Annotated in this window: 25 protein-coding genes and 1 pseudogene; 6 read left to right on the plus strand and 20 right to left on the minus strand. The window is 62.1% G+C overall.

The window, feature by feature from the left end:
- Positions 1–26 precede the first annotated feature (26 nt).
- Complete coding sequence (locus tag M1D99_RS11055) at positions 27–944, plus strand: DMT family transporter (RefSeq protein ID WP_434575261.1); 918 nt, start codon at positions 27–29, stop codon at positions 942–944.
- Positions 945–1,238: 294 nt separating this feature from the next.
- Here M1D99_RS11055 and M1D99_RS11060 read toward each other — a convergent pair whose 3' ends face one another.
- Both M1D99_RS11060 and M1D99_RS11065 read right to left on the minus strand, forming a co-directional pair.
- Positions 1,239–1,781 carry a hypothetical protein gene (locus M1D99_RS11060; RefSeq protein ID WP_458131773.1) on the minus strand — a complete coding sequence of 181 codons (543 nt, stop codon included), beginning with the start codon at positions 1,779–1,781 and terminating at the stop codon, positions 1,239–1,241.
- 246 nt (positions 1,782–2,027) lie between these two features.
- Positions 2,028–2,222, minus strand: a complete 195-nt coding sequence (locus tag M1D99_RS11065) for a hypothetical protein (protein ID WP_458131774.1) — start codon at positions 2,220–2,222, stop codon at positions 2,028–2,030.
- Positions 2,223–2,331: 109 nt separating this feature from the next.
- Between M1D99_RS11065 and M1D99_RS11070 the strand changes: the two genes are divergently transcribed.
- Positions 2,332–3,459: a mechanosensitive ion channel family protein gene (locus M1D99_RS11070; RefSeq protein WP_458131775.1), complete on the plus strand. Its 1,128-nt coding sequence runs from the start codon at positions 2,332–2,334 to the stop codon at positions 3,457–3,459.
- A 12-nt stretch (positions 3,460–3,471) separates the two neighbouring features.
- Here M1D99_RS11070 and M1D99_RS11075 read toward each other — a convergent pair whose 3' ends face one another.
- The 9 genes and pseudogenes from M1D99_RS11075 to M1D99_RS11115 form a co-directional block, all read right to left on the minus strand.
- The gene (locus M1D99_RS11075; protein WP_186709264.1) at positions 3,472–4,545 is read right to left on the minus strand and encodes a protein-glutamate methylesterase/protein-glutamine glutaminase; all 1,074 of its coding nucleotides are present in this window, start codon (positions 4,543–4,545) and stop codon (positions 3,472–3,474) included.
- Positions 4,546–4,547: 2 nt separating this feature from the next.
- Positions 4,548–5,045 (minus strand): chemoreceptor glutamine deamidase CheD, encoded by a 498-nt coding sequence (gene cheD / locus M1D99_RS11080; protein WP_186709266.1) that lies wholly within the window; start codon positions 5,043–5,045, stop codon positions 4,548–4,550.
- Positions 5,042–5,878 (minus strand): CheR family methyltransferase, encoded by an 837-nt coding sequence (locus M1D99_RS11085; protein ID WP_434575265.1) that lies wholly within the window; start codon positions 5,876–5,878, stop codon positions 5,042–5,044. The genes cheD and M1D99_RS11085 overlap by 4 nt, the downstream gene beginning before the upstream one ends.
- On the minus strand, positions 5,875–6,411 hold the full coding sequence (locus M1D99_RS11090) for a chemotaxis protein CheW (protein ID WP_186709271.1): 537 nt from the start codon (positions 6,409–6,411) through the stop codon (positions 5,875–5,877). The genes M1D99_RS11085 and M1D99_RS11090 overlap by 4 nt, the downstream gene beginning before the upstream one ends.
- A gap of 39 nt (positions 6,412–6,450) precedes the next feature.
- Entirely contained in the window at positions 6,451–8,109 is a 1,659-nt protein-coding gene (locus tag M1D99_RS11095; RefSeq protein ID WP_458131776.1) for a methyl-accepting chemotaxis protein, read from the minus strand.
- A gap of 33 nt (positions 8,110–8,142) precedes the next feature.
- Positions 8,143–10,245, minus strand: coding sequence for a chemotaxis protein CheA (locus tag M1D99_RS11100; RefSeq protein WP_458131777.1), 2,103 nt, complete (start codon positions 10,243–10,245; stop codon positions 8,143–8,145).
- A gap of 29 nt (positions 10,246–10,274) precedes the next feature.
- Positions 10,275–10,559, minus strand: a complete 285-nt coding sequence (locus M1D99_RS11105; protein WP_186709274.1) for an STAS domain-containing protein — start codon at positions 10,557–10,559, stop codon at positions 10,275–10,277.
- A 15-nt stretch (positions 10,560–10,574) separates the two neighbouring features.
- Entirely contained in the window at positions 10,575–10,943 is a 369-nt protein-coding gene (locus tag M1D99_RS11110; protein WP_186709275.1) for a response regulator, read from the minus strand.
- Positions 10,944–10,954: 11 nt separating this feature from the next.
- A pseudogene (locus tag M1D99_RS11115) lies at positions 10,955–11,896 on the minus strand (methyl-accepting chemotaxis protein); the annotation flags it as partial.
- Positions 11,897–12,762: 866 nt separating this feature from the next.
- Between M1D99_RS11115 and M1D99_RS11120 the strand changes: the two are divergent.
- Entirely contained in the window at positions 12,763–14,109 is a 1,347-nt protein-coding gene (locus tag M1D99_RS11120; RefSeq protein WP_458131778.1) for an MATE family efflux transporter, read from the plus strand.
- Positions 14,110–14,291: 182 nt separating this feature from the next.
- A complete protein-coding gene (locus tag M1D99_RS11125) occupies positions 14,292–14,960 on the plus strand; it encodes an HAD family hydrolase (protein ID WP_458131779.1) in 669 nt (222 codons plus the stop codon).
- A 95-nt stretch (positions 14,961–15,055) separates the two neighbouring features.
- Here the strand turns inward: M1D99_RS11125 and ppnN are convergent, their stop codons facing one another.
- The gene (gene ppnN, locus M1D99_RS11130) at positions 15,056–16,429 is read right to left on the minus strand and encodes a nucleotide 5'-monophosphate nucleosidase PpnN (protein ID WP_053122984.1); all 1,374 of its coding nucleotides are present in this window, start codon (positions 16,427–16,429) and stop codon (positions 15,056–15,058) included.
- Positions 16,430–16,646: 217 nt separating this feature from the next.
- Between ppnN and M1D99_RS11135 the strand changes: the two genes are divergently transcribed.
- Both M1D99_RS11135 and M1D99_RS11140 read left to right on the plus strand, forming a co-directional pair.
- Positions 16,647–17,180, plus strand: coding sequence for a DUF3087 family protein (locus tag M1D99_RS11135; protein WP_434575270.1), 534 nt, complete (start codon positions 16,647–16,649; stop codon positions 17,178–17,180).
- A 105-nt stretch (positions 17,181–17,285) separates the two neighbouring features.
- Positions 17,286–18,041: an OBAP family protein gene (locus M1D99_RS11140; RefSeq protein ID WP_458131780.1), complete on the plus strand. Its 756-nt coding sequence runs from the start codon at positions 17,286–17,288 to the stop codon at positions 18,039–18,041.
- A 201-nt stretch (positions 18,042–18,242) separates the two neighbouring features.
- Here the strand turns inward: M1D99_RS11140 and M1D99_RS11145 are convergent, their stop codons facing one another.
- From M1D99_RS11145 to M1D99_RS11180, 8 genes are all read right to left on the minus strand, one after another.
- Entirely contained in the window at positions 18,243–18,470 is a 228-nt protein-coding gene (locus tag M1D99_RS11145) for a hypothetical protein (RefSeq protein ID WP_434575273.1), read from the minus strand.
- 63 nt (positions 18,471–18,533) lie between these two features.
- Positions 18,534–18,713 (minus strand): con-10 family general stress protein, encoded by a 180-nt coding sequence (locus M1D99_RS11150; RefSeq protein WP_082343568.1) that lies wholly within the window; start codon positions 18,711–18,713, stop codon positions 18,534–18,536.
- A 223-nt stretch (positions 18,714–18,936) separates the two neighbouring features.
- Positions 18,937–19,500 carry an ATP-dependent Clp protease proteolytic subunit gene (locus tag M1D99_RS11155; RefSeq protein WP_186709285.1) on the minus strand — a complete coding sequence of 188 codons (564 nt, stop codon included), beginning with the start codon at positions 19,498–19,500 and terminating at the stop codon, positions 18,937–18,939.
- Between the two features lie 118 nt (positions 19,501–19,618).
- Positions 19,619–20,674 (minus strand): DNA topoisomerase IB, encoded by a 1,056-nt coding sequence (locus tag M1D99_RS11160; protein ID WP_434575275.1) that lies wholly within the window; start codon positions 20,672–20,674, stop codon positions 19,619–19,621.
- Between the two features lie 206 nt (positions 20,675–20,880).
- Positions 20,881–21,960: a molybdenum ABC transporter ATP-binding protein gene (gene modC, locus M1D99_RS11165; protein WP_458131781.1), complete on the minus strand. Its 1,080-nt coding sequence runs from the start codon at positions 21,958–21,960 to the stop codon at positions 20,881–20,883.
- A gap of 3 nt (positions 21,961–21,963) precedes the next feature.
- The gene (gene modB / locus M1D99_RS11170) at positions 21,964–22,644 is read right to left on the minus strand and encodes a molybdate ABC transporter permease subunit (RefSeq protein ID WP_458131782.1); all 681 of its coding nucleotides are present in this window, start codon (positions 22,642–22,644) and stop codon (positions 21,964–21,966) included.
- Positions 22,645–23,394 carry a molybdate ABC transporter substrate-binding protein gene (gene modA, locus M1D99_RS11175; protein ID WP_458131783.1) on the minus strand — a complete coding sequence of 250 codons (750 nt, stop codon included), beginning with the start codon at positions 23,392–23,394 and terminating at the stop codon, positions 22,645–22,647.
- A gap of 474 nt (positions 23,395–23,868) precedes the next feature.
- A complete protein-coding gene (locus tag M1D99_RS11180) occupies positions 23,869–24,939 on the minus strand; it encodes an NAD(P)H-dependent flavin oxidoreductase (protein WP_434575281.1) in 1,071 nt (356 codons plus the stop codon).
- Positions 24,940–25,008 lie beyond the last annotated feature (69 nt).

Here is a 25,008-nt window from a genome sequence, read left to right on the forward strand (position 1 = left end):
AATCGGCCAGTGAGCAGGAACTCTAGATGGAAACGCGTTTTGCGCTGGTTGAAGGTTCCTCCGGCAAAACCGGTGTGAAGGTCATTCTGGCAACGATGTTGGTGATTGTTTGCTGGGCCTATTCGCCGATTGGTATCCGCATTGGCTTGCAGGCTTATGAGCCGGGTCAATTGGCGTTGATGCGGTTTCTCATCGCGTCAGTGTTCATGGGCTTCGTTGCGATGGTGAAGGGTATTTCCTCGCCGCGTCTCAGGGATTTGCCGTTGCTGGCGGTGTTGGGTTTCTTTGCCGTCAGCCTGCACCACATCGCTCTCAATTACGGTCAGCGGGGCGTCAGCGCCGGGGCGGCCAGTGTGCTGGCCCAGTCCACACCGTTGTTCAGCACGCTGCTGGCGCATTTTGTCTTCAAGGACAGGGTCAGTGGTTGGCAGTGGGGGTGTGTGCTGTGCGGCTTGCTTGGCGCAGGCGTGGTGGTCGCGGGGGATCGTGGCTTGGGTGACATGGACGCTCATGGGCTATTGATCCTGTTGGCGGCGCTGTCCTGGAGTTTGTATTTCGCTTTGCAGAAGCGCCATGCCCATCGTTATGACGGTTTGACCGTGGTTTGCTACACCGTTTGGTCGGGCACGATCCTGTTGTTCATTTTTGCGCCGGGGGTGTTGAGCGCGGCGCGACAGGCTTCGGCTTCGGTGAATCTGGCGGTGTTGGTTCTCGGTATTTTTCCCAGTGCGTTGGCGTACCTTGCTTGGGCTTACGTGTTGGCGCACAGCAACGTGAGCCGCGCTTCCATGGCGCTTTACCTGATACCGCCCACGGCGATGTTGATGGCCTCTTTGGTGCTGGCTGAGCGCCCGTCAGCGATGGTTATTGTGGGGGCGGTGATTGTGTTGATGAGTGTGGTGGCGTTGAGGCTTGAGCCGGGGAGTGGGGCAAAAGTCGGTTGATGCTGTCGTGGGTTTAGACAATGAAGGGGATGTTGTAGCGGCTTTTTTTGGGGCTGCTGCGCAGCCCAGCGGGAGCAAGCTCCCTCGCCACAGGGTGTGTTATGGCTACAACTTTTTCCATCCTCGTCCATCGGTCGTGTGGTAGGTTCCCCCAGTGGTGGCGGGCCCTTGAAAACGAGCTCAGGTGGCGCGTCGAGCAGGGCGGTTTTTAGCGCGTCTGGCTCTGAGCTGTACTCGCAAGCCGTTAGCGTGCACATGGCGAGAACCAGGCACGCTTGCCAGCACGCTGCGGCATTACTTCTTGACCGGGTAATCCTCCCCCCACATCCGCACCGTGCTGACCGCCTCGTTCATGCCTTCAAACACGAACTTCTGGCGCACGGCGGTCTTCGGCGGGATGGTGACTTCGTCCGGGTTGTCCAGGCCGGTGAGGCGGTTGGAGTAGCCCGCCTGGTCAATCGCCAGCAGCACGCCGGTCTGGCCGAGGTTGACCACGCGCAGTTGGGTGTCGGTGCTGTTCTTGAAACCGAGGGTAATGCTGACGTTTTCGTCGCTGGGTTCGAGCTTCAACACTTCAACGGCGATGCGGTCTTTCATTTGCTCGCCGGAGGAAATGATCGCGGCGCCATCGGTGCCTTGGGCTGATTCGCGGCCATCGAGCACGCCTTCACTGACGCCGCCCAACAGGTTCTTGCCGGCGGTAATGAACGTTGAAACGGCGGCTTTGGTCGAGTCCTTGATGAGGCTGCCGTCGGTTGGCTCGCCTTCGGCAAAGCACAGGGAGCTGAGCAGGAGGCTGGAGACGAAGAGGGTGGTGCGTGACGGCAGAAAAATCATACCTGGATCCTTGAGGGTGGCCTGCGACATCGCCTGTCAGAAGGGCGAGCGGCAATCATAGCCGTGATCGAGGACCGTTAGCGATTTACCTGCTTGAGTTTTCGGTCGTGCGCGGCGGCCCGGTCCCAGGTTAATTGCATTGAGCGAGCCCTGTGCTGGCCTGGGGGGCGTCTGATCCGTACTTTCCTGCCTCAGGTGCCTCTGTAACGCGCCCAGTCCCCACCCCAGAATAACCACGCGGTTGGCCTATCGGACGGCCCGTGTACTGCAATTTCTTGATTCAGGAGTGCTCATGGCGAAGATGGCGATTTTTCTAGGTGGGTTTTTGGCACTGACGCTTTTGATCGGCGTACTGGCGACAATTTCGCCGGTATAGGCAAAGTTGTTGGCGCTTTTTCCTGGCGACGACGTGACGATTTCATTGAACACTGCGGTGCCCATAACGACTAATCCCCAACAGGCCACTTGATTTGCGCAAGGGATCAAGCGGCGTTTGACCTGGCGCGGCTCCATCACTCATGCGTAGCCGCCGGACTTCAAGGGTGGGGCGATGATTGAGGGTTTCGAGGCGTTTTTCACGGGGTACATGATTCTAGGTATTTCACTGGCTAGCTGGATCTTTGCATTTTGTGCGGCTGTGCTCAGCTACGTGCTTGTAAAAACCGCGATCCGGTTTGTGTTCAGGAGAATCCAGGCAAGGGCGAAGGCGGGCAATGGTCATCTCAGCTACATTGCCAGCCAAGTGCTGTCGGCGACCAGTAACACGCTGCTGTTATTGGCGTCGATTCTGGTCGGGATAGGCATCCTTGATTTACCTGAGCGCTGGCTCAGTCGTGTCAGCAGCCTTTGGTTCGTGGTGGCGGCGTTGCAGGTCGGCTTATGGACGAACCGAGCGTTGGCGCTGTTGCTGCATCGCTATTTCTCGGTCCATGGTGCGAACGGGACATTCCAGGCAAGTGCCTTGGCGACCCTGAGCCTTTGGGGCGCAAGGGTGCTCCTGTGGGCGGTGATCCTCCTCGCGATGCTCTCGAACGTTGGCGTTAACATCACGGCTTTCGTGGCGAGCCTTGGTGTCGGTGGTATCGCCGTGGCACTGGCGGTGCAGAATATTCTTGGCGATGTGTTCGCCTCGCTGTCGATCGCCGTGGACAAGCCATTCGAGGTCGGCGATTTCATCGTGGTGGGTTCGCTTGCCGGTACGGTGGAGCACGTTGGCCTGAAAACCACCCGGATACGAAGCCTGGGGGGCGAGCAAATCGTCATGGCCAACGCCGATATGATCGGCAGCACCATCCAGAACTACAAGCGGTTGCAGGAGCGTCGGATCGTCTTCGAGTTTCGCCTGACTTATGAGTGCTCCACCGAACAGATCAGGCAGATCACGCAACGGGTTGAAGCGATCATCAGGAATGAAGACAAAGCCCGGTTCGACCGGTGTCATTTCAGAAGTTTTGGCGAAAGCGCCCTGGAATTCGAGACGGTGTATATCGTTCTGGACGCCAGTTACAACGTCTACATGGACGTCCAGCAACGGATCAACCTGGCGATAATGGAAGCGGTTGCAGAACTCGACACGCAGTTCGCTTTCCCGTCACGCATGGTCCATGTCGCGTCATTGCCCGACTCGGTGGCACTGCGCCCGGTCACACAGCATTCGTCGCGTGCCGGGCGTGCTTGATCCATTCCGTTGCTAGCGATGCAAAATCACCTGCGCAATCTCCTGCAACCCCATCACCCGTTGCGCGGCATTGAGCTTGATCGCTTCCTTGGGCATGCCGAAGACCACGCAGCTGGCTTCGTCCTGGGCCACGGTGCTGGCGCCGGCGTCGAGCATTTCCTTCAGGCCGCGGGCGCCGTCGTCGCCCATGCCGGTCATGATGATGCCGGTGGCGTTGCGGCCGGCGAACTTGGCCACGGAGCGGAACAACACGTCCACCGAGGGCCGATGGCGGTTGACCAGCGGGCCGTCCACCACTTGCACGTGATAGAACGCCCCGCTGCGAGTCACCATCATGTGTTTGCCGCCCGGTGCGATGAGCGCCAGGCCCGGGTGGATACGGTCGTTGTTGCGGGCTTCGCGCACTTCGATCTGGCACAGGCTGTTGAGCCGGGCCGCGAACGAAGCGGTGAATTTTTCCGGCATGTGCTGGACGATGACGATGCCCGGGCTCACGCGCGGCAGGGCGGTGAGCACCGCTTCCAGCGCCTGGGTGCCACCGGTGGACGTGCCGAGGGCGACGATGCGTTCGGTGGTCTGCGCCATGGCGTGGCCGTTGGCGGCGGGCAGCATGGCGTCGGCGGTGAGTTTGGTCGCTGGCGTCAACGCCGCCGGGGCCGGGCGCTTGCCCAGGTTGCGCACGTTGACCTGGGCCGCGGCGCGGATCGCCGAGACCAGTTCCGGTGCCGATTCCAACAGGAAATTCTTCAGCCCGGTGGTGGGCTTGGTGATGATTTCCACCGCGCCAGCCGCCATCGCTTGCAAGGTGGTTTCCGCACCCCGGGGCGTCAGGGACGAGCAGATCACCACCGGCGTGGGCCGCTCGCTCATGATTTTCTTCAGGAAGGTGATGCCGTCCATGCGCGGCATTTCCACGTCCAGCACGATCACGTCGGGCCATTCCTTGGCCAGTTTGTCCATGGCGAAAATCGGGTCGGACGCCGCGCCCATGACGTGGATGTCCGGCGTGTCGCTGAGGATCGCCAGCAACACCTGGCGAACCACGGCAGAGTCATCCACCAGCAGTACATTGATCTTTTTTGACATGGTCAGTGCCGGGTCCTTATGGGTTGGTGCCTGACCCACACATCGCCACTGCACAGGTCGAAGATAATGCTGCGGTGGCCGGTGCTGCCCATGTCCTGGGCGATCAGGTCGAGGCGATAGAGGGCGGCCATTTCCAGCGCGGCGTTGACGTTGAGCCGCGCCACATCGCCATAGGGCACGTGGCGTTGCAGCTCGGGGAACATCTCGCCGCCGCCGAACAGCTTGAGTTGGTAGTCCTCGGGGTCGGTGCGATGGGCCCTGGCCTGGCGGATGAACAATTCGATGGCTTCGTCGGCGTAGAGGCCGTTCAGTGCGGTGGAGCAGCGCACCCGACTGGGCAGCATGAAATGGCACATGCCGCCGATTTTGCGTTCCGGATGCCACAGCGTGATCGCCACGCAAGAACCGAGGATCGTGCGCAGGCGGGTCGGGCAGGTGGCGAAGCGAAATTCCCCGGGCGCCAGGTACACCTCGGCCACATCCCTGATGGCGGCGCTCATGGTTTGCGGTAGATCGAGGGCGCCACCAGTTTCAATGCATCGGACACGCCGTTGAGGCTTTCCGAGTGGCTGACGATGAAATAGCCGCCGGGCTTGAGCCGGGGGAGCAGGCGGGCAACCACTTTGCTTTTGGTGGGCTGGTCGAAATAGATCATGACGTTGCGCAGGAAGATCACGTCGAACTCACCCAGCTCCGGCAAGGTGTCGTTGAGGTTGACCTGGATGAAGTCGACTCGGCTGCGCAACGCCCGGTCGATGAGGAACGTGCCTTGCTGGCTGCCGGTGCCCTTGAGGCAGTATTTCACCAGCAACGGCTGGGGCAGGGTACGGGCGCGTTCCATCGGGTAATGCCCCGAGCGCGCCTTGGCCAGCACCTGGCTGCTGATGTCCGAACCGATGACTTCCCAAGGCGTGGTGCCGAGCCCTTCGGCGAGGGTCATGGCCAGGCTGTAGGGTTCTTCCCCCGATGAGCTGGCCGCGCTCCACAGGCGGAAGGTCTTGCCGGGCGTGGCGTGGGGCAGTACGTGTTGGCGCAGGAAGTCGAAATGCTTGGGCTCGCGGAAAAAATAGGTCTCGTTGGTCGTCAGCAGGTCCAGCGCCACCTGCAATTCATCGGTGCGCTGGCCGTTCATGATCAACTTGAAATACTCGCCGTAGCTGTCCAGCCCATAGTGCTTGAGGCGCTTGAACAAACGCCCGGCCACCAAGGCTTTCTTGGCCTCGGACAAGCTGATGCCGGCGGCTTGGTACAGCCAGGACTGGAACTGGCCGAACTCTCGGTCGGTGAGCGCCTGCGCGTTCAGCGTGCGTTCCTTGCAGGTATCGGCGTTCACGGGGCATCCACTTCCAGCGCGTTCGGGCTGGCTTCGGCGAGTTGGGACATTTCGTCGATGGACAGCACGCGGTCCACCTCCAGCACGATGACGAACTTGCCATCGACCTTGGCCATGCCACTGATGAAGTCGGCACGAATCTTCGCACCGAAGCTCGGTGGCGGCTCGATCTGCGAGGCCGGGATTTCCAGCACCGCCGACACCGTGTCCACCAGCAAGCCGATGTCCTGGGCGAGGCCGTCGGCGCTGGACGCTTCGATGATCACCACGCACGAACGCCGGCTGATCGCCGAATTCGGCCGACCGAAACGGGCCGACAAATCCACCACCGGGACCACCGCGCCCCGCAGGTTGATCACCCCGCGCACGAAGGCCGGCATCATCGGCACCACGGTGAGGTTGCCGTACTCGATGATTTCCTTGATGCACAGGATGCCGATGGCAAACATCTCCGTGCCCAGCATGAACGTCAGGTATTGCGCTTCTTCCTCGACCGCGAGGGCGGTTTGACGTGTGGTCGCGATGGCGCCCATTGCCTTTTCTCCTTTAAGCAAACCTGTGGAACCGGGCCATCAGAACCGTGTGAAGTCCGATTCGTTGAGCTCGTGGGCCGTGTTGTAGGCATACACCGGGGGCTTGACCGGAGCAGGTGCCCGCGCTGGTTTGCGGCTGGACGGACCTGGGGTGTTATCGACCCTGGCAACTTGCACGGCAGACTTGGGCGGCGTGTCCAAGGTGAAGAAACTCATGGCCTGTTGCAGTTGTTCGGCCTGGCTGCTCATTTCCTCGGCGGTGGCGGCCAGTTCTTCGCTGCTGGAGGCGTTTTGCTGGGTCACCTGGTTGAGCTGGGTCATGGCGGTGTTGATCTGCGCCACGCCGGCGGCCTGTTCCTCGGAGGCGGCGCTGATTTCCTGCACCAGGTCCGAAGTCTTGTTGATGGAGGGGACCATCTCGTTGAGCAGGTTCCCGGCCTTTTCCGCCATGTCGACGCTGCTGGAGGACAGCTCGCCGATTTCCTGGGCGGCCACCTGGCTGCGTTCGGCCAGCTTGCGCACTTCGGCGGCGACCACCGCGAAGCCTTTGCCGTGTTCGCCGGCACGGGCAGCTTCGATGGCGGCGTTGAGCGCCAACAGGTTGGTCTGGTAGGCGATGTCGTCGATGATGCTGATGCGCTGGGCGATTTTCTTCATCGCCACCACGGTCTGCTGCACCGATTCGCCGCCGTCCGTAGCTTCCTTGGCGGCCTTGCTGGCCATGCCGTCGGTGACCTTGGCGTTCTCGGTGTTCTGGTTGATGCTGGCGCTCATTTGCTCGATGGAGGCACTGGTTTCCTCGACGCTGGCCGCCTGCTCGCTGGTGGCCTGGCTCATCGATTGGGCGGTGGCGCTGACTTCTTCGGAGGCGCTGGCCAGGTTGTCCGCGGCGTTACGCACTTCGCCGATGATGTGCGAGAGCTTGCCGACCATGTTCTGCATGGCGTTGAGCACCATGCCGGTTTCATCCTTGGAGCCGCTTTCGATTTTCGCGTTCAGGTTGCCTTCGGCCAATTGTTCGGCGACGACGGCGGCCTGTTTCAGCGGCCGAGAAATGATCCGCGAGATGAACAGTGCCAGGCCCACGCCCACCAGCAGGGCGGCAACCAGCACGGCGATGATCGACAGGCGTGCGTTTTCATACAGCTTGGTGCCGTGTGCACTGGCGACATCAGCGCCAGCCGCGTTGAGCTCGACCAGTTTTTGCAGGTCGCCGGTCACCAGGTCGAACCGACGCTTTGACTCGCCCTTGAGCATCGCATTGGCCTGCTCGGTCAGGTTCTGCCGCGACAATGCGAGCAGGTCTTTGCTGATCGCCAGATAGGCGGCCCAGTCGTTGCGGGTGGTGTCGAATACCTGCCGATCTTCAGCGCTGGAGAGCAGTTTTTCGTAAGTGTCCAGGCGCGTGTCGAAGGCCTTCTTGGCTTCCTCGGCTTCTTGCTCGAGGGTGACGCGCTCTTGCTCGGAATCGGCGGCAATGTGGCGATTTTCCTTGAGGCGATAGCTCGCCGCGTAGAAACGCATGCCGGAGGCGGCGCGCATGGACGGCATCCAGTTTTCACGGATGTCGAGGGCGGTGTGGTTCACCTGGCCCAGTTGGATGATCGAGAACACCCCCATGACGGCGGTCAGCGCCAGCACCACAAGAAATGAAGTGATCAGTTTGGTGGCGATTCTAAGGTCGTAGAACCATTTCATTGGGAAGTACCTCTCCATGGAATTGCTAAAGCGTCAGCGAGCGTTGGCTTGTTGTAATTGAGTCGGGTTGAAGCGGTTTTCGGCCTGGGCGATCTGCGTGAGCAGGGCCGGTACGTCGAGAATCAACGCCACGGCGCCACTGCCCAGGATGGTCGAGCCACTGATGCCGCGAAGGGCGCCAAACAGTTTGCCCAGGGGCTTGATCACGGTCTGGAATTCACCCAGCAAGTCATCCACCACCAGCCCGGCCTTGAGTTCGGCATAGCGCACCACCACCACGTTCTGCCGACGCGCGGGCGGGCCTTCATGGTTGAAGTGATCGCGCAGGTAGACCAGGGGCAGCACCTCGCCACGCAGGTCGAGGTAGCCTTGTTCGCGGCTGGCGAGTCCATCGTCTTCGCTCAGCTCGATGCATTCCTGGACCATGTCCAGCGGAATGACATAGGTCGACTGACCGATGCCCACCAAAAAACCATTGATGATCGCCAGGGTCAGCGGCAGGCGGATGCGCACCACGGTGCCTTTGCCGGGCTGGCTGTCCAGGTCGACGGTGCCGCGCAGCAGGGTGATGTTGCGCTTGACCACGTCCATGCCCACGCCACGCCCCGACAGGTTGGTGACGGCCTGGGCGGTGGAGAAGCCGGGTTCGAAAATCAGGTTGTAGATCTCCTGGTCGGTGGGGCTGGCACCCTGGGGCACCAGGCCACGTTCCTGGGCTTTTTCCAGGATCCGGTCGCGGTTCAGGCCGGCGCCGTCGTCGGCGATTTCCAGCACGATGCTGCCGGAGTCGTGGTACGCATTGAGGTGCAGGTGCCCCTTGGCCGGTTTGCCGGCGGCCAGGCGGGCCTCGGCGGTTTCAATGCCGTGGTCCATGGCGTTGCGCAGCAGGTGCATGAGTGGGTCGCCGATTTTTTCCACCACGGTCTTGTCCAGCTCGGTCTCGGCGCCGCTGATGATCAGGTCGATGTCCTTGCCCAACTCCTGGCTGACATCGCGCACCACCCGACGGAAGCGATTGAAGGTTTCGCCGATGGGGATCATGCGCAGGCGCAGGGCGCCGTCGAGGATTTCTTCCACCAGCCCGGAGACGGACGAGGTGGCTTCCTGCAACGGGTCGTTGTGGCAGGTGCGGGCCAGCAGGCTCGCACCGGCGCTGGCGATGACCAGTTCGCCCACCAGGTTGATCAACTCGTCGAGCTTGTCGGCATTGACCCGCACGTAGGTGCCGTCCTTGCCCTTGCTGTCGCTGGTCACCGGTTGTTTGTCGGTGGCGATCTGGGCGGGCATGCGCGGCGTCTTACGCTGGTCGCCGAGCAATTCGCCGGTGGCGACCAACGCGGTGTTTTCCTCGGGCGGCTCCGGCGAGGTCGTGACCAGGCCAGTGTTTCCCTGTGGCGCGGCGGCGTCATCGATGGCAACGATGTCGATTTCGCAGTCTTCCCGGACGAAGTCGAACACTTCGTTGATCGCGCTGTGACTCGCGGCCGAGCGAAACGCGATGTCGAAGCCCAGGTAGCAGGACTCGGCGTCCCAGGCCTCGGCGGCGGGCAGGGCGTCGGTCAGGGTGGCGATGTCGACGATTTCACCCAGGGTTTGCAGGTAGCGCAGGAACGACAGCGGGTCCATGCCGTTGCGGAACACGTCCTGGCCGAAGCGCAGGGAGATGTGCCAGAGACGCGTTTCGCCGGGTTCGCTGGGGTTGGTTTCAGGGGCTGGTGTCGGGGCCGCGGCGGGCGAGGGCGCCTGGTACTCCTGCAGGATCTGGCACAGCTCCACTTCCCGTTGCAGGGCCGGCGGCGGCAGCGTTCCGCCCTGGTTGGCGGCCACGTTGATCAGTTCCAGCATGTGATCGCTGGACTTGAGCAGCACCGCGATCAGGCCGGCGTCCACTTCGACGCTGCCGTTGCGCAGGCGATCGAGCACGTCTTCGACGATGTGGGTGAAACTGACGATCGGTTCCAGGCCGAACAGCCCGGCCGAGCCCTTGATCGTGTGGGCCGCCCGGAAGATCGCGCCAATGGCGTCATCGTCGCCGGGGTCGGTTTCCAGTTGCAGCAGCGACTCTTCCATCGCTTGCAACTGTTCCCGTGCCTCGACGATGAAGGTCTGTTGTGCCTGATCGAGATTGATGCTCACGCTCATATCCTTTGTCGTGTCCGACGTCCCTAGGCAACCAGGTTGCACAGGGCAAGTGTTTCGGTGACGGCCTTGCTTTGGCCGGTCAGGCTCAGTTGAGTCCCGGCCCTGGAGGCCTCGCGCTGTACCATCAACAGCAGTTGCAGGCCGGCGCCGTCCATCTCGGTGATCTGCGACAGATCCAGGGCCATCCGCGGTGTTGCGCCCAGGTGCGGCAACCATTGCGCGGCCAGTTCGGCCGCGGTGTAGATCGTCAGCTCGCCGTCGATGTGCACCTGGGCGGTGTCATCGGTTGTTTCGTAGTGCAACGGCATCTAAGCCTCCGGCCATCAAGGAAGAATCAGCTTGGAGACCGCCGCCAGCATCTGCGCCGGCTGGAACGGCTTGACCACCCAGGCTTTGGCCCCAGCGGCCTGGCCTTCCTGTTTCTTCGATTCCTGGGATTCGGTGGTGAGCATGATGATCGGCGTGAACTTGTAGCTGGCCAGCTTCTTGACCTCCTTGACGAAGGTGATGCCGTCCATGTTGGGCATGTTCACGTCGCTGATGATCAGGTGCACTTTCTGGCCGTTGAGCTTGCCCAGGGCGTCCCTGCCATCGCTGGCTTCGATCACGTCATAGCCGGCACTTTTCAACGCGATGCCGACCACCTGCCGAACGCTCGCGGAGTCGTCGACAACCAATACACTTTTAGCCATGAACGGCTCTCCTAAAAGAAGGTTATTTCCTGTGAAGTCTGTTGCGCGCTCGAGTCGCCGTGGTGATTGCGGCGTTGCTCGTCGGTGGCGTAAGTGGTTTCCATGCGCGCCAGCCATTGGCGGGCGTCGATGGAGACGGCCTGTTCGGGCGACTGACTGGCCTGCTGCAAGTGCACATGCAGGTCCTCGATGTTGTCGCGCACGTGGCTGAGGATCTGGCTGACCCGGTCCTGGAATTGCAGGCTGACCAGCACCTCGGTGAGTTCATCGCGGATGCCGAAGCTTTCCCGTTGCAGCATGTCGGCCGAGTCGGCCAGCCGGCCAGTGACACTCTTGAAGCGCTCCAGCACCTGCTGGATGCTCTGCTCGGAGGCGCTGACGGAATGGCTGTCCTGGTCCGCGCCGCTGGACGCGGCATGGACCAGTTGGGTGATGGCGGTGTTGATGATGTCGACCTTGGCCGACATCTGCTGGCCGGTCTCGCTGGACTTGCTCGACAGGCTGCGCACGGCGTCGGCCACCACGGCAAAGCCACGCCCGGCTTCGCCGGCACGGGCGGCTTCAATGGCGGCGTTGAGGGCCAGCAGGTTGGTCTGCGCGGCAATCGCCGCGACGTCGGCGGCCATGGTCCGCAGTTCGCCGGTATAGGCCGTCAGGTTGCGCACCTGGGCCAGGGTTTCGTCGCGGCTGGCCTGGGTGGCCTTCAGGGAATCGATGACCTTGACCAGTTCACCTTCGCTCTGGGCCAGCACCTGCACGGCGCCGCCACTGCTCTGGCCGGCCAGTTCACCGGCGGCCAGTTGCGAGGCTTGCACGGTGTCTTCCAGGCGCGACGAAATGCCGGTGAAGCGGCTGGTCAGGGAGACGATCGCGGTTTCGGTCTGCTGTCGGGAGCTTTCGACTTGCTTGGCCCAGATCGGCATGGCACCGAGAATGACTTCGTTGAATTGTGCGTGGGTTTTATGAGCCTGGTGCTCGCTGCCCTGCAGGTCGTGGTCGGCCATGGCGGCGGCGAGGGCGCTGTCGAACTGCTGGCGTTGTACGCGCGCTCCCCATATGCCACTAACCACGCCCAAGGCCAGGATCGCCACGCTCAAGCCAATGTTCGATGCACTCGCGCCATTGAGCGCGAGCACGCCAACGCTCGCGGCAATGGCCACCAGCACGGCACTCCAGAGGATGCGCGGTTGTGGTTGGGAAAGGGAATGACCGTGAGAATACGACGTCATGGTTCGGTCCTTGAACAGTGTTGCGGACAGGTTATTTGCGAATAACTGGTTATCTGCGACCCTTACTCGGACTTTAAGACCGGCTGTCCGATTCCGATATTGCCGTAGGCATTGGCCTACCCAGTACGTGGCACTGTGCCTTCAGATTAGACGCTGTGTGGGAAATGTCGAATGGCCCCGACGAAGGTATGAACCCCATTGGCGAGATAGCGGGTGCGCGGGGCTTTTGTGGCGAGGGAGATGGCTCAAGGGAACCTTTGTGGTGAGGGAGATGGCTCAAGGGGCCTTTGTGGCGAGGGAGCTTGCTCCCGCTGGAGCGCGAAGCGGTCCCAAAAGCGGCTGGCGAGGTCAGCCTGATACACGGCGTGTCCAGGTTTCGGGGCCGCTGCGCAGCCCAGCGGGAGCAAGCTCCCTCGCCACAAGAGCCACAAGAGCCACAAGAGCCAAAAGAGCCAAAAGAGCCAAAAGAGCCAAAAGCCAAGAGCCACAAGAGCCACAAGAGCAGCCTGCGCCGAATCTTCTGAAACGAGTTGTATGGATTGAGCTAAATTACCGGCACCCGGATTTTCAAACCTGCCATCAGAGTCCTCATGCCCACCCAGCCTCTCTGGAAAACCTATCTCCTATTCCTGCTTCCCATGGTCCTGTCCAACTTCCTGCAGTCCATGTCCGGCACGCTCAACAGCATTTACATCGGTCAGATGCTGGGGACCCAGGCGTTGGCAGCGGTGTCGGGCATGTTTCCCATCGTGTTTTTCTTTATCGCGTTGGTGATCGGCCTGGGCGCGGGGGCCGGGGTGTTGATCGGGCAGGCCTATGGCGCCGGCGAAACCGGCAAGGTGAAGGCGATTGCCGGGGCAACCTTATTGCTGGGGGCGATCATCGGCCTGGCGGCGGCGGTGCTTGGCAGTGTCTTTGCGCGACAGGCGCTGCAGGGGCTCGGCACGCCGGCCGATGTGCTGGAGGACGCCGTTTCCTATGCCCGGGTCATGCTGTGGATCTTGCCGATGTTGCTGGTATTCGTGCTGTTCACCCAACTGCTGCGCGGGGTGAGCGATACGGTGTCACCGATGCTGGCGCTGCTGGTGTCCACCAGTGTCGGGCTGCTGCTCACGCCGGCGTTGATTCGCGGCTGGCTGGGTTTGCCGCAAATGGGCATCCAGAGCGCGGCATGGGCGGGGCTGGTGGGGACGACGTCGGCGATGCTGATGCTGGCGTGGCGCCTGAATCGTCGCGAGCATGCCCTGGCGCCGGACCGTGCGTTGTTCGCGGCGATGCGCCTGGACAAGGACATCCTCGGCAAAGTGCTGCGCATTGGCCTGCCCACAGGGTTGCAGATGGTGGTGATCTCGCTGTCGGAGTTGGTGATCCTCGCGCTGGTCAATCGCCACGGATCCGAGGCCACGGCGGCCTACGGCGCGGTGACGCAGATCGTCAACTATGTGCAGTTTCCGGCGCTGTCGATTGCCATCACCGCCTCGATCCTCGGCGCCCAGGCCATCGGTGCCGGCCGCCTGGAGCGCCTGGGGCCGATCCTGCGCACGGGGCTGGCGATCAACCTCTGGCTCACCGGTGGGCTGGTGCTGCTGGGCTATCTGTTGTCCCACTGGCTGTTGGGGCTGTTCATCACTGACCCGGCGGCGCGGATCCAGGCCGAACACCTGTTGCATATCATGCTTTGGAGCTTGCTGTTGTTCGGTTTCCAGGCGATCGTCGGCGGCATCATGCGCGCCAGCGGCACGGTGCTGGCGCCGGTGGCCATTTCGATCTTCTGCATCGTCGCCGTGCAAGTGCCGGCGGCGTATCTGCTGGACGCCCGCTTCGGGCTCCAAGGGGTGTGGATGGCGTTCCCGGTGGCTTACCTGAGCATGCTGCTGTTGCAGACGCTGTACTACAAGCGGGTGTGGCAGCATCAGCCGATCGAGCGGTTGGTGTAGATCGCTGCTGTGTGACACAACTCAAATCCAAATGTGTGAGCGGGCTTGCTCGCGAATGCGGTGTTGCATTCAACAACAACATTGACTGATCCACCGCCTTCGCGAGCAAGCCCGCTCCCACAGGTTCGGGGCATAGCGATGTTACAGTGGCCGTCATGCGCCCCTTCATCATTGAGAATCCGATGCCTGTCACTCTGCGCTCCAACATCGCCTACCGCGCCTTCCTGTTCGACATGGACGGCACGCTGCTCAATTCCATCGCCGCCGCCGAACGGATCTGGACGCGCTGGGCCCTGCGCCACGGCGTGGACGTGGCGACGTTCCTGCCGACCATCCATGGCGTGCGCGCCATCGACACCATTGCCCGCCAGCACCTGCCGGGGGTGGATGCCGAGGCGCAGGCCCAGCAGATTACCCGGGAAGAAATCGAAGACGTCGAAGGGGTGGTGCAAGTGCCCGGTGCGCTGGCGTTCCTGGAAAGCCTGCCGCCGGAGCGCTGGGCAATCGTTACCTCCGCGCCCATGGCGTTGGCCTTGCGTCGCATGGAAGCGGCGGGCATCCCCCGTCCCGCCGTGATGGTCACCGCCGAAGACGTCAGCGACGGCAAGCCCAACCCCGCCTGCTATCGCCTGGCCGCCGAACGCCTGCACGTGGCGCCCCAGGAGTGCCTGGTCTTTGAGGACGCCGAGGCCGGAATCCGGGCAGGCGAGGCCGCCGGGGCTGACGTCCTGGTGGTGACGGCAACGCACACGCACCCAGTGGTGACCCTTCATCCGCAGATCAAGGATTACCTCGGGCTAGGCCTTGAAGTGGATGAAGCCGGGCTGATGCGACTGACCCCTCTTTCGTAATCTCAGCAGATCCCCTTTATGGATGCGAGCCTGGGGGCAAACCTGTGGGAGCAAGCTTTGCTCCCACCTTGGACCTGCAGTGGTCTTTGAACCGGTCAGGTCACCACGCGATAGCACGGCACATACGCCGCGCCGCCCGGCAGTTTCATGCGGTGCTGGGCGACGAAGGCCTGGAGCAGGCGGTCGAGGGGTTCCATGATGGCGGGGTCGCCGTGGATTTCGTAAGGGCCGTGTTCCTCGATCAGGCGGATGCCCTTGTCCTTGACGTTACCGGCCACGATTCCCGAAAACGCCCGGCGCAGGTTGGCGGCCAGTTCGTGGGCCGGCAGGTCGCGGCTCAGGCCCAGGCTGGCCATGTTGGCGTGGGTCGGGTCGAACGGGCGCTGGAAGCCCTCGTCGATCTTCAGCAGCCAGTTGAAGTGGAAGGCGTCGTTGCGCTCGCGGCGGAACTGCTTGACCTCCTTGAGCCCCTGGGTCATCTGCCGGGCCACTTCGGCCGGGTCATCGATGATGATCTGATAGTGCTTCTGCGCCGCCTCGCCCAGGGTGGCACCGACAAACGCGTGCAACTGGTCGAGGTACGGCGCGGCGCTTTTCGGCCCGGTGAGCACCACTGGGAAGGGCAGGTCCTGGTTGGCCGGGTGCATCAGGATACCCAGCAGGTAGAGGAACTCTTCCGCCGTGCCGGCGCCGCCCGGGAAGATGATGATGCCGTGGCCGACCCGCACGAAGGCTTCCAGGCGTTTCTCGATGTCCGGCAGGATCACCAGCTCGTTGACGATCGGGTTCGGTGCCTCGGCGGCGATGATGCCCGGCTCCGTCAGGCCCAGGTAGCGCCCGCCATGGATGCGCTGCTTGGCGTGGGCGATGGTGGCGCCTTTCATCGGGCCTTTCATCACGCCCGGGCCGCAGCCGGTGCAGATGTCCAGGCTGCGCAGGCCCAGTTCGTGGCCGACCTTCTTGGTGTATTTGTATTCTTCGGTGTTGATCGAATGACCGCCCCAGCACACGACAATTTTCGGCTCGACACCCGGGCGCAGGGTGCGGGCGTTGCGCAGCAGGTGGAACACGTAGTCGCTGATACCCTGGGACGAGCTGAGGTCGATGCGCTGGCTGTCCAGCTCGTTCTCGGTGTAGACGATGTCGCGCAAGGCGCTGAACAGCATTTCCCGGGTGCTGGCGATCATCTCGCCGTCGACGAAGGCGTCGGCTGGCGCGTTCAGCAGCTCCAGGCGCACGCCCCGGTCCTGCTGGTGAATGCGGATCTCGAAGTCCTTGTAGGCTTCCAGGATGGTCTTGGCGTTATCGACATGGGCGCCGGTATTGAGGATGGCCAGGGCGCACTGGCGGAAGAGGTCGTAGATGCTGCCGGAGCCGGCTTCGCTCAGTTGTTGCACTTCGCGCTGGGACAAGGTTTCCAGGCTGCCTTTCGGGCTTACCGAAGCGTTGATTACATGTCTTTGAGTCATTCAGCTTTCCTTGAAAACGATGCCATGCACACAACGACGGCATCTTGAAAAAAACGTCCACACCGAAAGATCGCACGATCCTTGCGCCATCGCCATGGACTTCGATCCTCGCCCGGCGAGTCGGTAGCGATACAAAATGAGCCCCAGCATAGCTAAATCGACCGGGCAGGCGATAATGCGTGACTCTTTTGATGCCGTACAAGGAAATTGCGCCACGATGTTCGAGATCAAACCGTGGGATGGCGACACCTACCGCAGGCAGACCCGCCGCAGCACCCTGATCATCGCGGTGGTGTTCCTGGCCCTGGCGATGTTGCTGTCCAGCCTGGCCGTGATGCTGTTGGGTACGCCCGGAGGCGATAACTTTCGCTTCAACCTGGGCGGAGTGATGGTCGCCGTGTTGGCGATGGCGGTGCTGATGCGCCAGTATTTCTGGTCGCAGCCGTGGATGGCCGCCGCGGTGTACGGCTGGCAGCTCAAGCGCAGCCTGATGAAAATCACCAACGTCATGCACCAGGTGACGGCCGGTGTGCAGGCCCAGGACCCCGCCGCCATGAAGCTGCTGCGCTTCTATCACCTGGGGCTGGCGCAGATGCATCAGCTGGACGCCAACTCCAGCGCCCAGGGTTCCCTGGCGCGAGAGGCCGACGCGCATCTGGCCAAGATGCAGGCGTTGGGCCTGGACCCTGAACAGTCGCGCCTGGACCCGAGCTGGATCGAGACGGTGAAGCAAATCCATAGCGCCGGTTGATCGCAGAGTTGCCGAGGCGCGCCATTCGTCGGTAGGCCGCCAGGAAAATCAAACCCGCCCCCGGCACTGTCTTTCTCATGAACAGTCATGAAAAGGAGAGATGACATGCCAGATCGAAGCGTTTATGGCGTCTGGACACTGCTTTGGGCGACGGCTTTGGGATTGACCGGTTGCGCGGGCGGCACGAGCGGCTCGCCCGTCGATGCGCCGGGCGCTGCGAAGACCCCGACCACCGCGACGCTGGAAACCGGAGCGCGGCTCATGCAGGACAAACCGCCGTTGCGGGCCCTGGACACCTACCTCGATGGTTTTCATTTCTATAACGGGCGGATGTCCGGGCAAATGGAAGCGCATCACTACTGCACGGCGCTGAACGAGGAAGTCTTTCAGTGCGCGATCTTCGACGGCAACACCGCCAGCGCCAAGCTGATGGGCGTCGAGTACATCATCAGCAAGCGTTTGTTCGAAGGGTTGCCTGCCAGTGAAAAACAGCTGTGGCACAGCCATGTGCATGAGGTGAAATCCGGACAATTGATCGCGCCGGGGATCCCCCAGGCCGCGGAAACCCGGCTGATGGAAAACCTGGTCGGCACCTATGGCAAGACCTGGCACACCTGGCATACCGAACAGGGCAACGCACTGCCTTACGGTGTGCCTCAGTTGATGATGGGGTTCACGGCCGACGGGCAGATCAGCTCACGGCTGGTACGCGAGCGGGACGGTCGGATGGGCATCGACAGCGAAGCGAAAAAGCGGGCCCGAGCGGGTATTGAAGCGCCGGCGATTGATCCTGGTGCGGATGCCTGGCAGAAAGGGCAGGTGTGGCAAATCAAGGATCCGACTGGGGATCACACCCATTAAGAGGTTGTCGAAATTCCGCTTTTTTGTGGCGAGGGAGCTTGCTCCCGCTGGGCTGCGCAGCAGCCCCATTAACCCTCAGGCATATCACTGACCGAGTTGAGCAATAGAGGGGGCTGCTTTGCAGCCCAGCGGGAGCAAGCTCCCTCGCCACAGGGTATTCGGAGTAATAAAGGGAGTAAGTGCGTTTCGGAATAGTTTGAACTACGGCTGTTTGAAATGCCCCGGCACACCATGTTCTTCTTCGTTGGGCCGGGTTTTTTTCTGAACTTGGACATCGCTGAGTTCAACATCCTTGAGTTCACTGAACGTCGCCCTCAAGAGTGCTTCGGCTTCGTCGGCACTCAATGTCTCGGTGCTCGCCTCCACCACACGATTGTCAGGTTGGTTGTTGCTGATGAAACTGATGATGAATCGATCCTGGTTGCTCATGGGCGGCCTCGCTGCGGTTAAGCGCCAGGGCGCAGCAGTACTGCGCCCCGACGGTTTTCCAGGTTACGATTTCCTGCCGCCGCCATGGCTGCGTTCGCCACCTTTGCGGCCGGCTTCAGAGGCTTTTTCCCGGTCATTTGCAAAATTGCCGCCCGAAGCGTGTCCGCCTTTCTTGCCGGCTTCCGAAGCTTTCTCACGATCATTTGCGAAATTACCTGGGTTCTTGTTTCCGGTGTTAGCCATTTTGAGAATCCTCATTTTGGTTAAAGCGAGCAAAAACTGCCTCGCCTAACTGTGAAAGAAAATTCCCGAGGGAAGTTTAAAGAAAACGTTTCGTTGGCGACGAACGGTAACCAGCTTGTTAGGTACAGGAAAAAAGTTATACAGCCGCTTCGCTTGGAAGTTATACAAGATTGCCGCTTTTAATTGAAAAGCCAACGAACATGTTATTTGTCAATGCCATTGTTTAATCTTCACCGCCACTGACTTTCCAATGCTTGGCTTGCGCAGGGAACACCACTTGTTCGACCCGGTGGGCGATGCCAAAGGCCAGGGAATTCTCGGCCGGAATCACTCGTTCCTCGGCGCACAGGCACTTGAAGATATCCAATTGGGTCGCCGCGCCGGCGGTTTCCTTGACGTAGATCTCCACGTACCGCGCCACGTCGTTGTCCAGGCTGGACAGGTACTCGCGCAAGCGTGAGTGGTCCACGGATTTCTGGCCGAAATACCAGTTCATCGGATGAATCAGGAAGCGCGAATGGGGGGTGGTGGTGCGGTCGCTGGCGGCCAGGAACATGACGATGCCCATCGACTCGATATTGCCGGCGTTGACTGCACGCACCGGCACCGGAAGGGACTTGATGAAGGTATACAGCGTAAAACCGAAGTTGGTGCTGCCGCCGACGGTGGAGAGGTTGAGCATCAGTGAGTCGGCGCCTTGCTCGATGGCCTCCAGGCAGTTGTCGCGAAAGCGTTCCGTGGTTCCCTGGTCGATCTGGCAATGAAAATGGACGATGTGTTCGGACATCTGAAACTCCTGTCGATTTCACCCTTTTTGAATACCTGCGCAGTGGTCGTGCCCTACAGTTGGGAGTCCGGTGGTCTGCCGATGTTCCACCGCCTTGACTCGCCGCGGGTCCATTGCGTTAACCCGATTGCGCCTGTTCGCAGGCCTCGGCCGTTTGGGTCATCCGCTTCAAGAATAGCGCCAGTCCGGCTTCTTCTTCGCTGAGGCCTTTGCGGGCCCGGGGTTTGGGCAAGGCCTTCAGGGCACCGAGCAGGAAACCTTCTACTACTGCGGGGTGGATGTAGCATTTACGACAGACGGTCGGCGTGTTGCCCAGCTGTCGAGAGACCTGCCTGACCATCTCGGTGACGTGTTTCTTGGCTTCGGTCTCGGTTTCCCAACGCAGCGCCCGCAGCCCGGCCAGCGCCGCTGCGCTGCCGGCCCAGGTGCGGTAGTCCTTGGCGGTGAAATCGGCGCCGGTCAGCGTCTTGAGGTAGGCGTTGATGTCCGAGGAGCTGATGGAGTGGCGCTCGCCATGTTCGTCCAGGTACTGGAACAGGTTCTGCCCGGGGATCTCCTGGCAGCGCTTGATGATCCGCGCCAGGCGCCGGTCCTTCACGGTGATCTGGTGCTCGACGCCGCTCTTGCCACGGAACTGGAAGGCGATGGCGCTGCCGTTGACCTCGACATGTTTGTTGCGCAGGGTGGTCAGGCCGTAGGAGCGATTGGCGCGAGCGTATTGGGGGTTGCCGACGCGAATCAGGGTCACGTCCAGCAGGGTGATGACCGTGGCCAGCACTTTGTCCCGGCTGAAGCCAGGCGTGGCGAGGATTTCTTCCAGGCGTTTGCGCAAGCGTGGCAGGGCGCGCCCGAACTCCAGCATCCGCGAATACTTGTCCGCGTCGCGCACCTCACGCCAGCGCGCATGGTAGCGATATTGCTTGCGCCCGCGGGCATCGCGCCCGGTGGCCTGGAGATGACCACGGGGGTCGGTGCAAATCCAGACATCGGTGTAGGCCGGCGGCACCGCCAGGGCGTTGATGCGCTGGATCTCGGCGGCGTTGGTGATGCGTTGGCCCTGCGGGTCGAAATAACAGAATTTGCCCCGGAGCTTCTTGCGGGTGATGCCCGGGGCCGTGTCATCGACATAATGCAGGTCGGCCGGCAGTGCATCCGGCGGCAGGGTGTCGGGCATGAAAAAAGTCCTTGGCAACGAATCCGGTGGCCTGTGAATTCATTGACCGCAGCCCGTTGCGGTCGTGCCAAGATTCTGAGGTCCCCCCAAACCTGTGGGAGCGGGCTTGCTCGCGAAAGCGGTGGGTCAGCCAGCAAAAGTATTGAATGTGCCGTCGCCTTCGCGAGCAAGCCCGCTCCCACAATAGAGTGGTGTGGCTCGATACCCTAAGCCAACACCGCCACCGCCTTGATCTGCGCCCACAACACCTGCCCCGGGTGCAGCTTCAACTGGTCGCGGGAGTAGCGAGTAATGCGCGCCAGCAGCGGGGTGCCGGCCGCTTCCAGGCGGATCAGCACATGGGCGGCGTTGTCGGCGGCCTGTTCGCTGATCACGGTGACCGGCAGGCGGTTGAGAATACTGGTCCGGGCATCGTTCGCCAGGCTGAGGCTGACATCCCGGGCCTGGACCTTGAAGCGCAGCGATTGGCCGAGGGCCAATGAAGTATGGGGCACGCGAACGTTCAGTTGGCTGTCGGGCAGGTTCAAGGTCAGCAATTGATACGCCGGGTCATAGCCGCTGACCTTGCCTTCGATCACCACCCCGGCGTCATCCCCCAAGGCCAATGGCAGGTCGAGTCGGGCCAGGGTTTCACCGATGGGGCCGCTGGCTTGCGCGCGGCCAGCGTCGAGCAGCACGATATGATCGGCCAGGCGCGCCACTTCGTCCCGGGAATGGCTGACGTACAGCACCGGGATGTCCAGCTCATCGTGGAGCCGTTGCAGATAAGGCAGGATCTCGTTTTTACGTCGGGTGTCGAGGGCCGCCAGCGGCTCATCCATCAGCAACAGTCGCGGGCTGGTGAGCAAGGCGCGGGCGATGCCCACCCGTTGGCGTTCGCCGCCGGAGAGGTTGTGCGGCTGCCGATCGAGCAAGTGCCCGATGCCCAGCAGGTCGGTGGCCTGGTCCATGTCCACCCGCCGTTGTGCCGGTGCAATGCGCTTGAGGCCGAATGCCAGGTTGGCCCGCACCGACAGATGGGCAAACAGGCTCGCCTCCTGGAATACGTACCCCACGGGACGCTTGTGGGGCGGCACGAACACACCGTGCTCAGTGTCCTGCCACACCTGGCCGTTGACCTCGATAAACCCCTGGGCCGGCCGTTCCAACCCGGCAATGCAGCGCAGGCAGGTGGTCTTGCCGGAGCCGGAAGGCCCATACAAGGCTGTCACGCCACGGCCCGGCAGTTGCACATCCAGGTCCAGGGAAAACGCCCCATGGTCGAGCTGCAAACGCGCGTGAATCATCGATCAGCTCCAGCCAGCGCGGGCTCGGCGGCTGGAGTACAGCGCCAACAGCACGAAGAATGAAAACACCAGCATCGCCGCCGCCAGCCAGTGGGCCTGGGCATACTCCAGGGCTTCGACATGGTCATAGATCTGCACCGACACCACCCGGGTTTTCTCCGGGATGTTGCCGCCGATCATCAGCACCACGCCGAATTCGCCAACGGTGTGGGCGAAACCGAGGATCGCTGCGGTGATGAAACCGGGGCGGGCCAGGGGCAGGATCACGCTGAAAAACGTGTCCCAGGGCCCAGCCCGCAAAGTGGCGGCGACTTCCAAGGGGCGACTGCCGATGGCGGCGAAGGCGTTCTGCAACGGCTGCACCACAAACGGCATGGAATAGATCACCGAGCCGATCACCAACCCGGTGAAACTGAAGGTGAGGGTGCCCAACCCGAGGGCTTGGGTGAACTGGCCGATCCAGCCGTTCGGCCCCAACGCCAGCAATAAATAGAAGCCGATCACCGTGGGCGGCAGCACCAATGGCAACGCCACCACCGCACCCACCGGCCCGCGCAGCCAGGAGCGGGTGCGCGACAGCCACAAGGCGATGGGCGTGCCGATGAGCAGCAGGATCACCGTAGTCAGTGACGCCAGTTTCAGGGTCAGCCAGATGGCGGCGTAATCGGCGCTGGTCAGGGGCATTTAGCGTTGGTAACCGTAGGTCTGGATGATGGCGGCGGCTTTCGGGCCTTTAAGGTAATCCACCAGGGCGGCGGCGGCGGGGTTGTCCCGGCCTTTGTCGAGGATCACCGCGTCCTGTTTGATCGGATCGTGCAGGTCGGCAGGGACGATCCATGCCGAACCGCTCGTGACTTTGCCGTCCTTGTACACCTGGGACAAGGCGACGAAGCCCAGTTCAGCGTTACCGGTGGAGACGAACTGATAGGCCTGGGTGATGTTCTGGCCTTCGACCCGTTTGCCTTTGACCTGGGCGTTCAAGCCGAGCTTGTCCAGCACCTGGGTCGCGGCCAGGCCATAGGGCGCGGTTTTCGGGTTGGCGATGGACAGGTGTTGGAAGTCGCCATGCTGGAGGACCTGGCCCTTGTTGTCGACATAACCGGCCTTGGCCGACCACAGCGCCAGGGTGCCGATGGCGTAGGTGAAACGCGAGCCCTTGACGGTGTCGCCTTCGCTTTCGAGCCTGGCCGGGGTGGTGTCGTCCGCGGCGAGGAACACTTCGAACGGCGCGCCGTTCTTGATCTGCGTGTAGAACTGCCCGGTGGCGCCGTACGCTGCTACCAGTTTATGCCCGGTGTCTTTTTCGAAATCGGCGGCGATGGCCTGGATCGGCGCGGTAAAATTGGCAGCGACCGCCACCTGCACCTCGGCGGCCTGGACGGCACCAATCGTCATGAGCGGGAACAGTAACGGCGCGAAGTGGGTGAGGCGCATGGGTGAGGCTCCGGGGCAGGTTCGCTATATACCAGAATATATAGCGAATGACCGACAAACGGAACGCGGCATTTTGCCTGGGTAGTGAGGGTGCCAGGGCTGACCCCATCGCGAGCAGGCTCGCTCCCACAGGTCCGGCGGTGTATCCAGATTTGGCGGTTGCCCCCCTATCCCTGTGGGAGCGGGCTTGCCCGCGAAGACGGCGGCACATTCAACACCATTGCCAACTGACCTACCGCTTTCGCGAGCAAGCCCGCTCCCACACGAGGCCTGAGGAGGCAGCAGGATTTATGTTCACCCCAGAACCCTGTGGGAGCGGGCTTGCTCGCGAAGACGGCAGCGCAATCAACACCTATGCCAACTGACCCACTGCTATCGCGAGCAAGCTCGCTCCCACAGGTACATTGGCATCACCCAATGTTGTGGTTGCCAGCAATCCCTTGTGGGAGCGAGCTTGCTCGCGATAGCGCTCGATCAGACATTCGCCCTGTGGAGTCGGGCCAATGCCTCCTCGGCCAACCGCCGCGTCAACTCGGCCGCCGGCAACTCGCGGCCCAGAGGGAAGGCCTGGCCGGCCCAGAGGTTGCTGAAGTCCGCTTCGCCCTTGGCCCGCAGCGGCATCAACGCGCCGCCGGCCAGGGGGAACGCTGGGGCCAGCGGACTCATCGGGCCCACTTCGCGCATCACCCGGTTGACGATGCCCCGGGCCGGACGGCCGGTGAACAGGTTGGTGACCGCGGTCTGGCTTTCCTTGGCCGTGCGCAACGCCCGGTGATGGGACGCGCTGATCTTCGCCTCGGGCGTGAACAGATAGGCGCTGCCCAATTGCACCGCCGAGGCACCGAGGGCGAACGCCGCGACAATTCCCCGCGCATCGCCAATGCCACCGGTGGCGATCACCGGCACCTTCACCGCATCCACCACCTGCGGCAACAAGGCAAACAGCCCGACCTGGGTGTTGAGGTCGTCGCTGAGGAACATTCCGCGATGCCCCCCGGCTTCATAACCCATGGCAATGATCGCGTCGCAACCGTGCTGTTCAAGCCAGATGGCTTCCTCGACGGTGGTGGCCGAAGAAAGGATCTTCGCCCCGGTGGCCTTGACCCGGTCCAGCAGGGATTTTTCCGGCAAACCGAAGTGGAAACTCACCACTTTGGGACGGATCTCCTCCAGCACCCGGCAGGCTGCATCATCGAAAGGCGTGCGGTTGGACACTGGCGTCGGTGCGTCGAAGTCGACGCCCAATTCCTCGTAGTACGGCTTGAGCCGTTGCTTCCAGGCCTCGGCCCGTTGTTCGTCGAAGGCCGGTGGCTGGTGAGCGAAAAAATTCACATTGAATGGTTTGTCGGTCTGCTCGCGGATGGTCGTCAGCGCCTGGCGCAGTTGTTCGACATCGAGCATCGCCGCCGGCATCGAACCCAGCCCGCCGGCATTGCAGGTCGCGACCACCATGGCCGGCCCGGTCACCCCGGCCAACGGCCCCTGGATGATGGGCAGCTCGATGCCGAGCAAGTCAAGAATGCGAGTGTCTGGCCACTGGCTCATGTACGGGTCTCCGACGGCAGAAGGAAACAGCGTTTTTAACAGGTGTGGGCCGGCGACGGCCAGTCGAGT

Source organism: Pseudomonas sp. R3-41 (assembly GCF_054161485.1).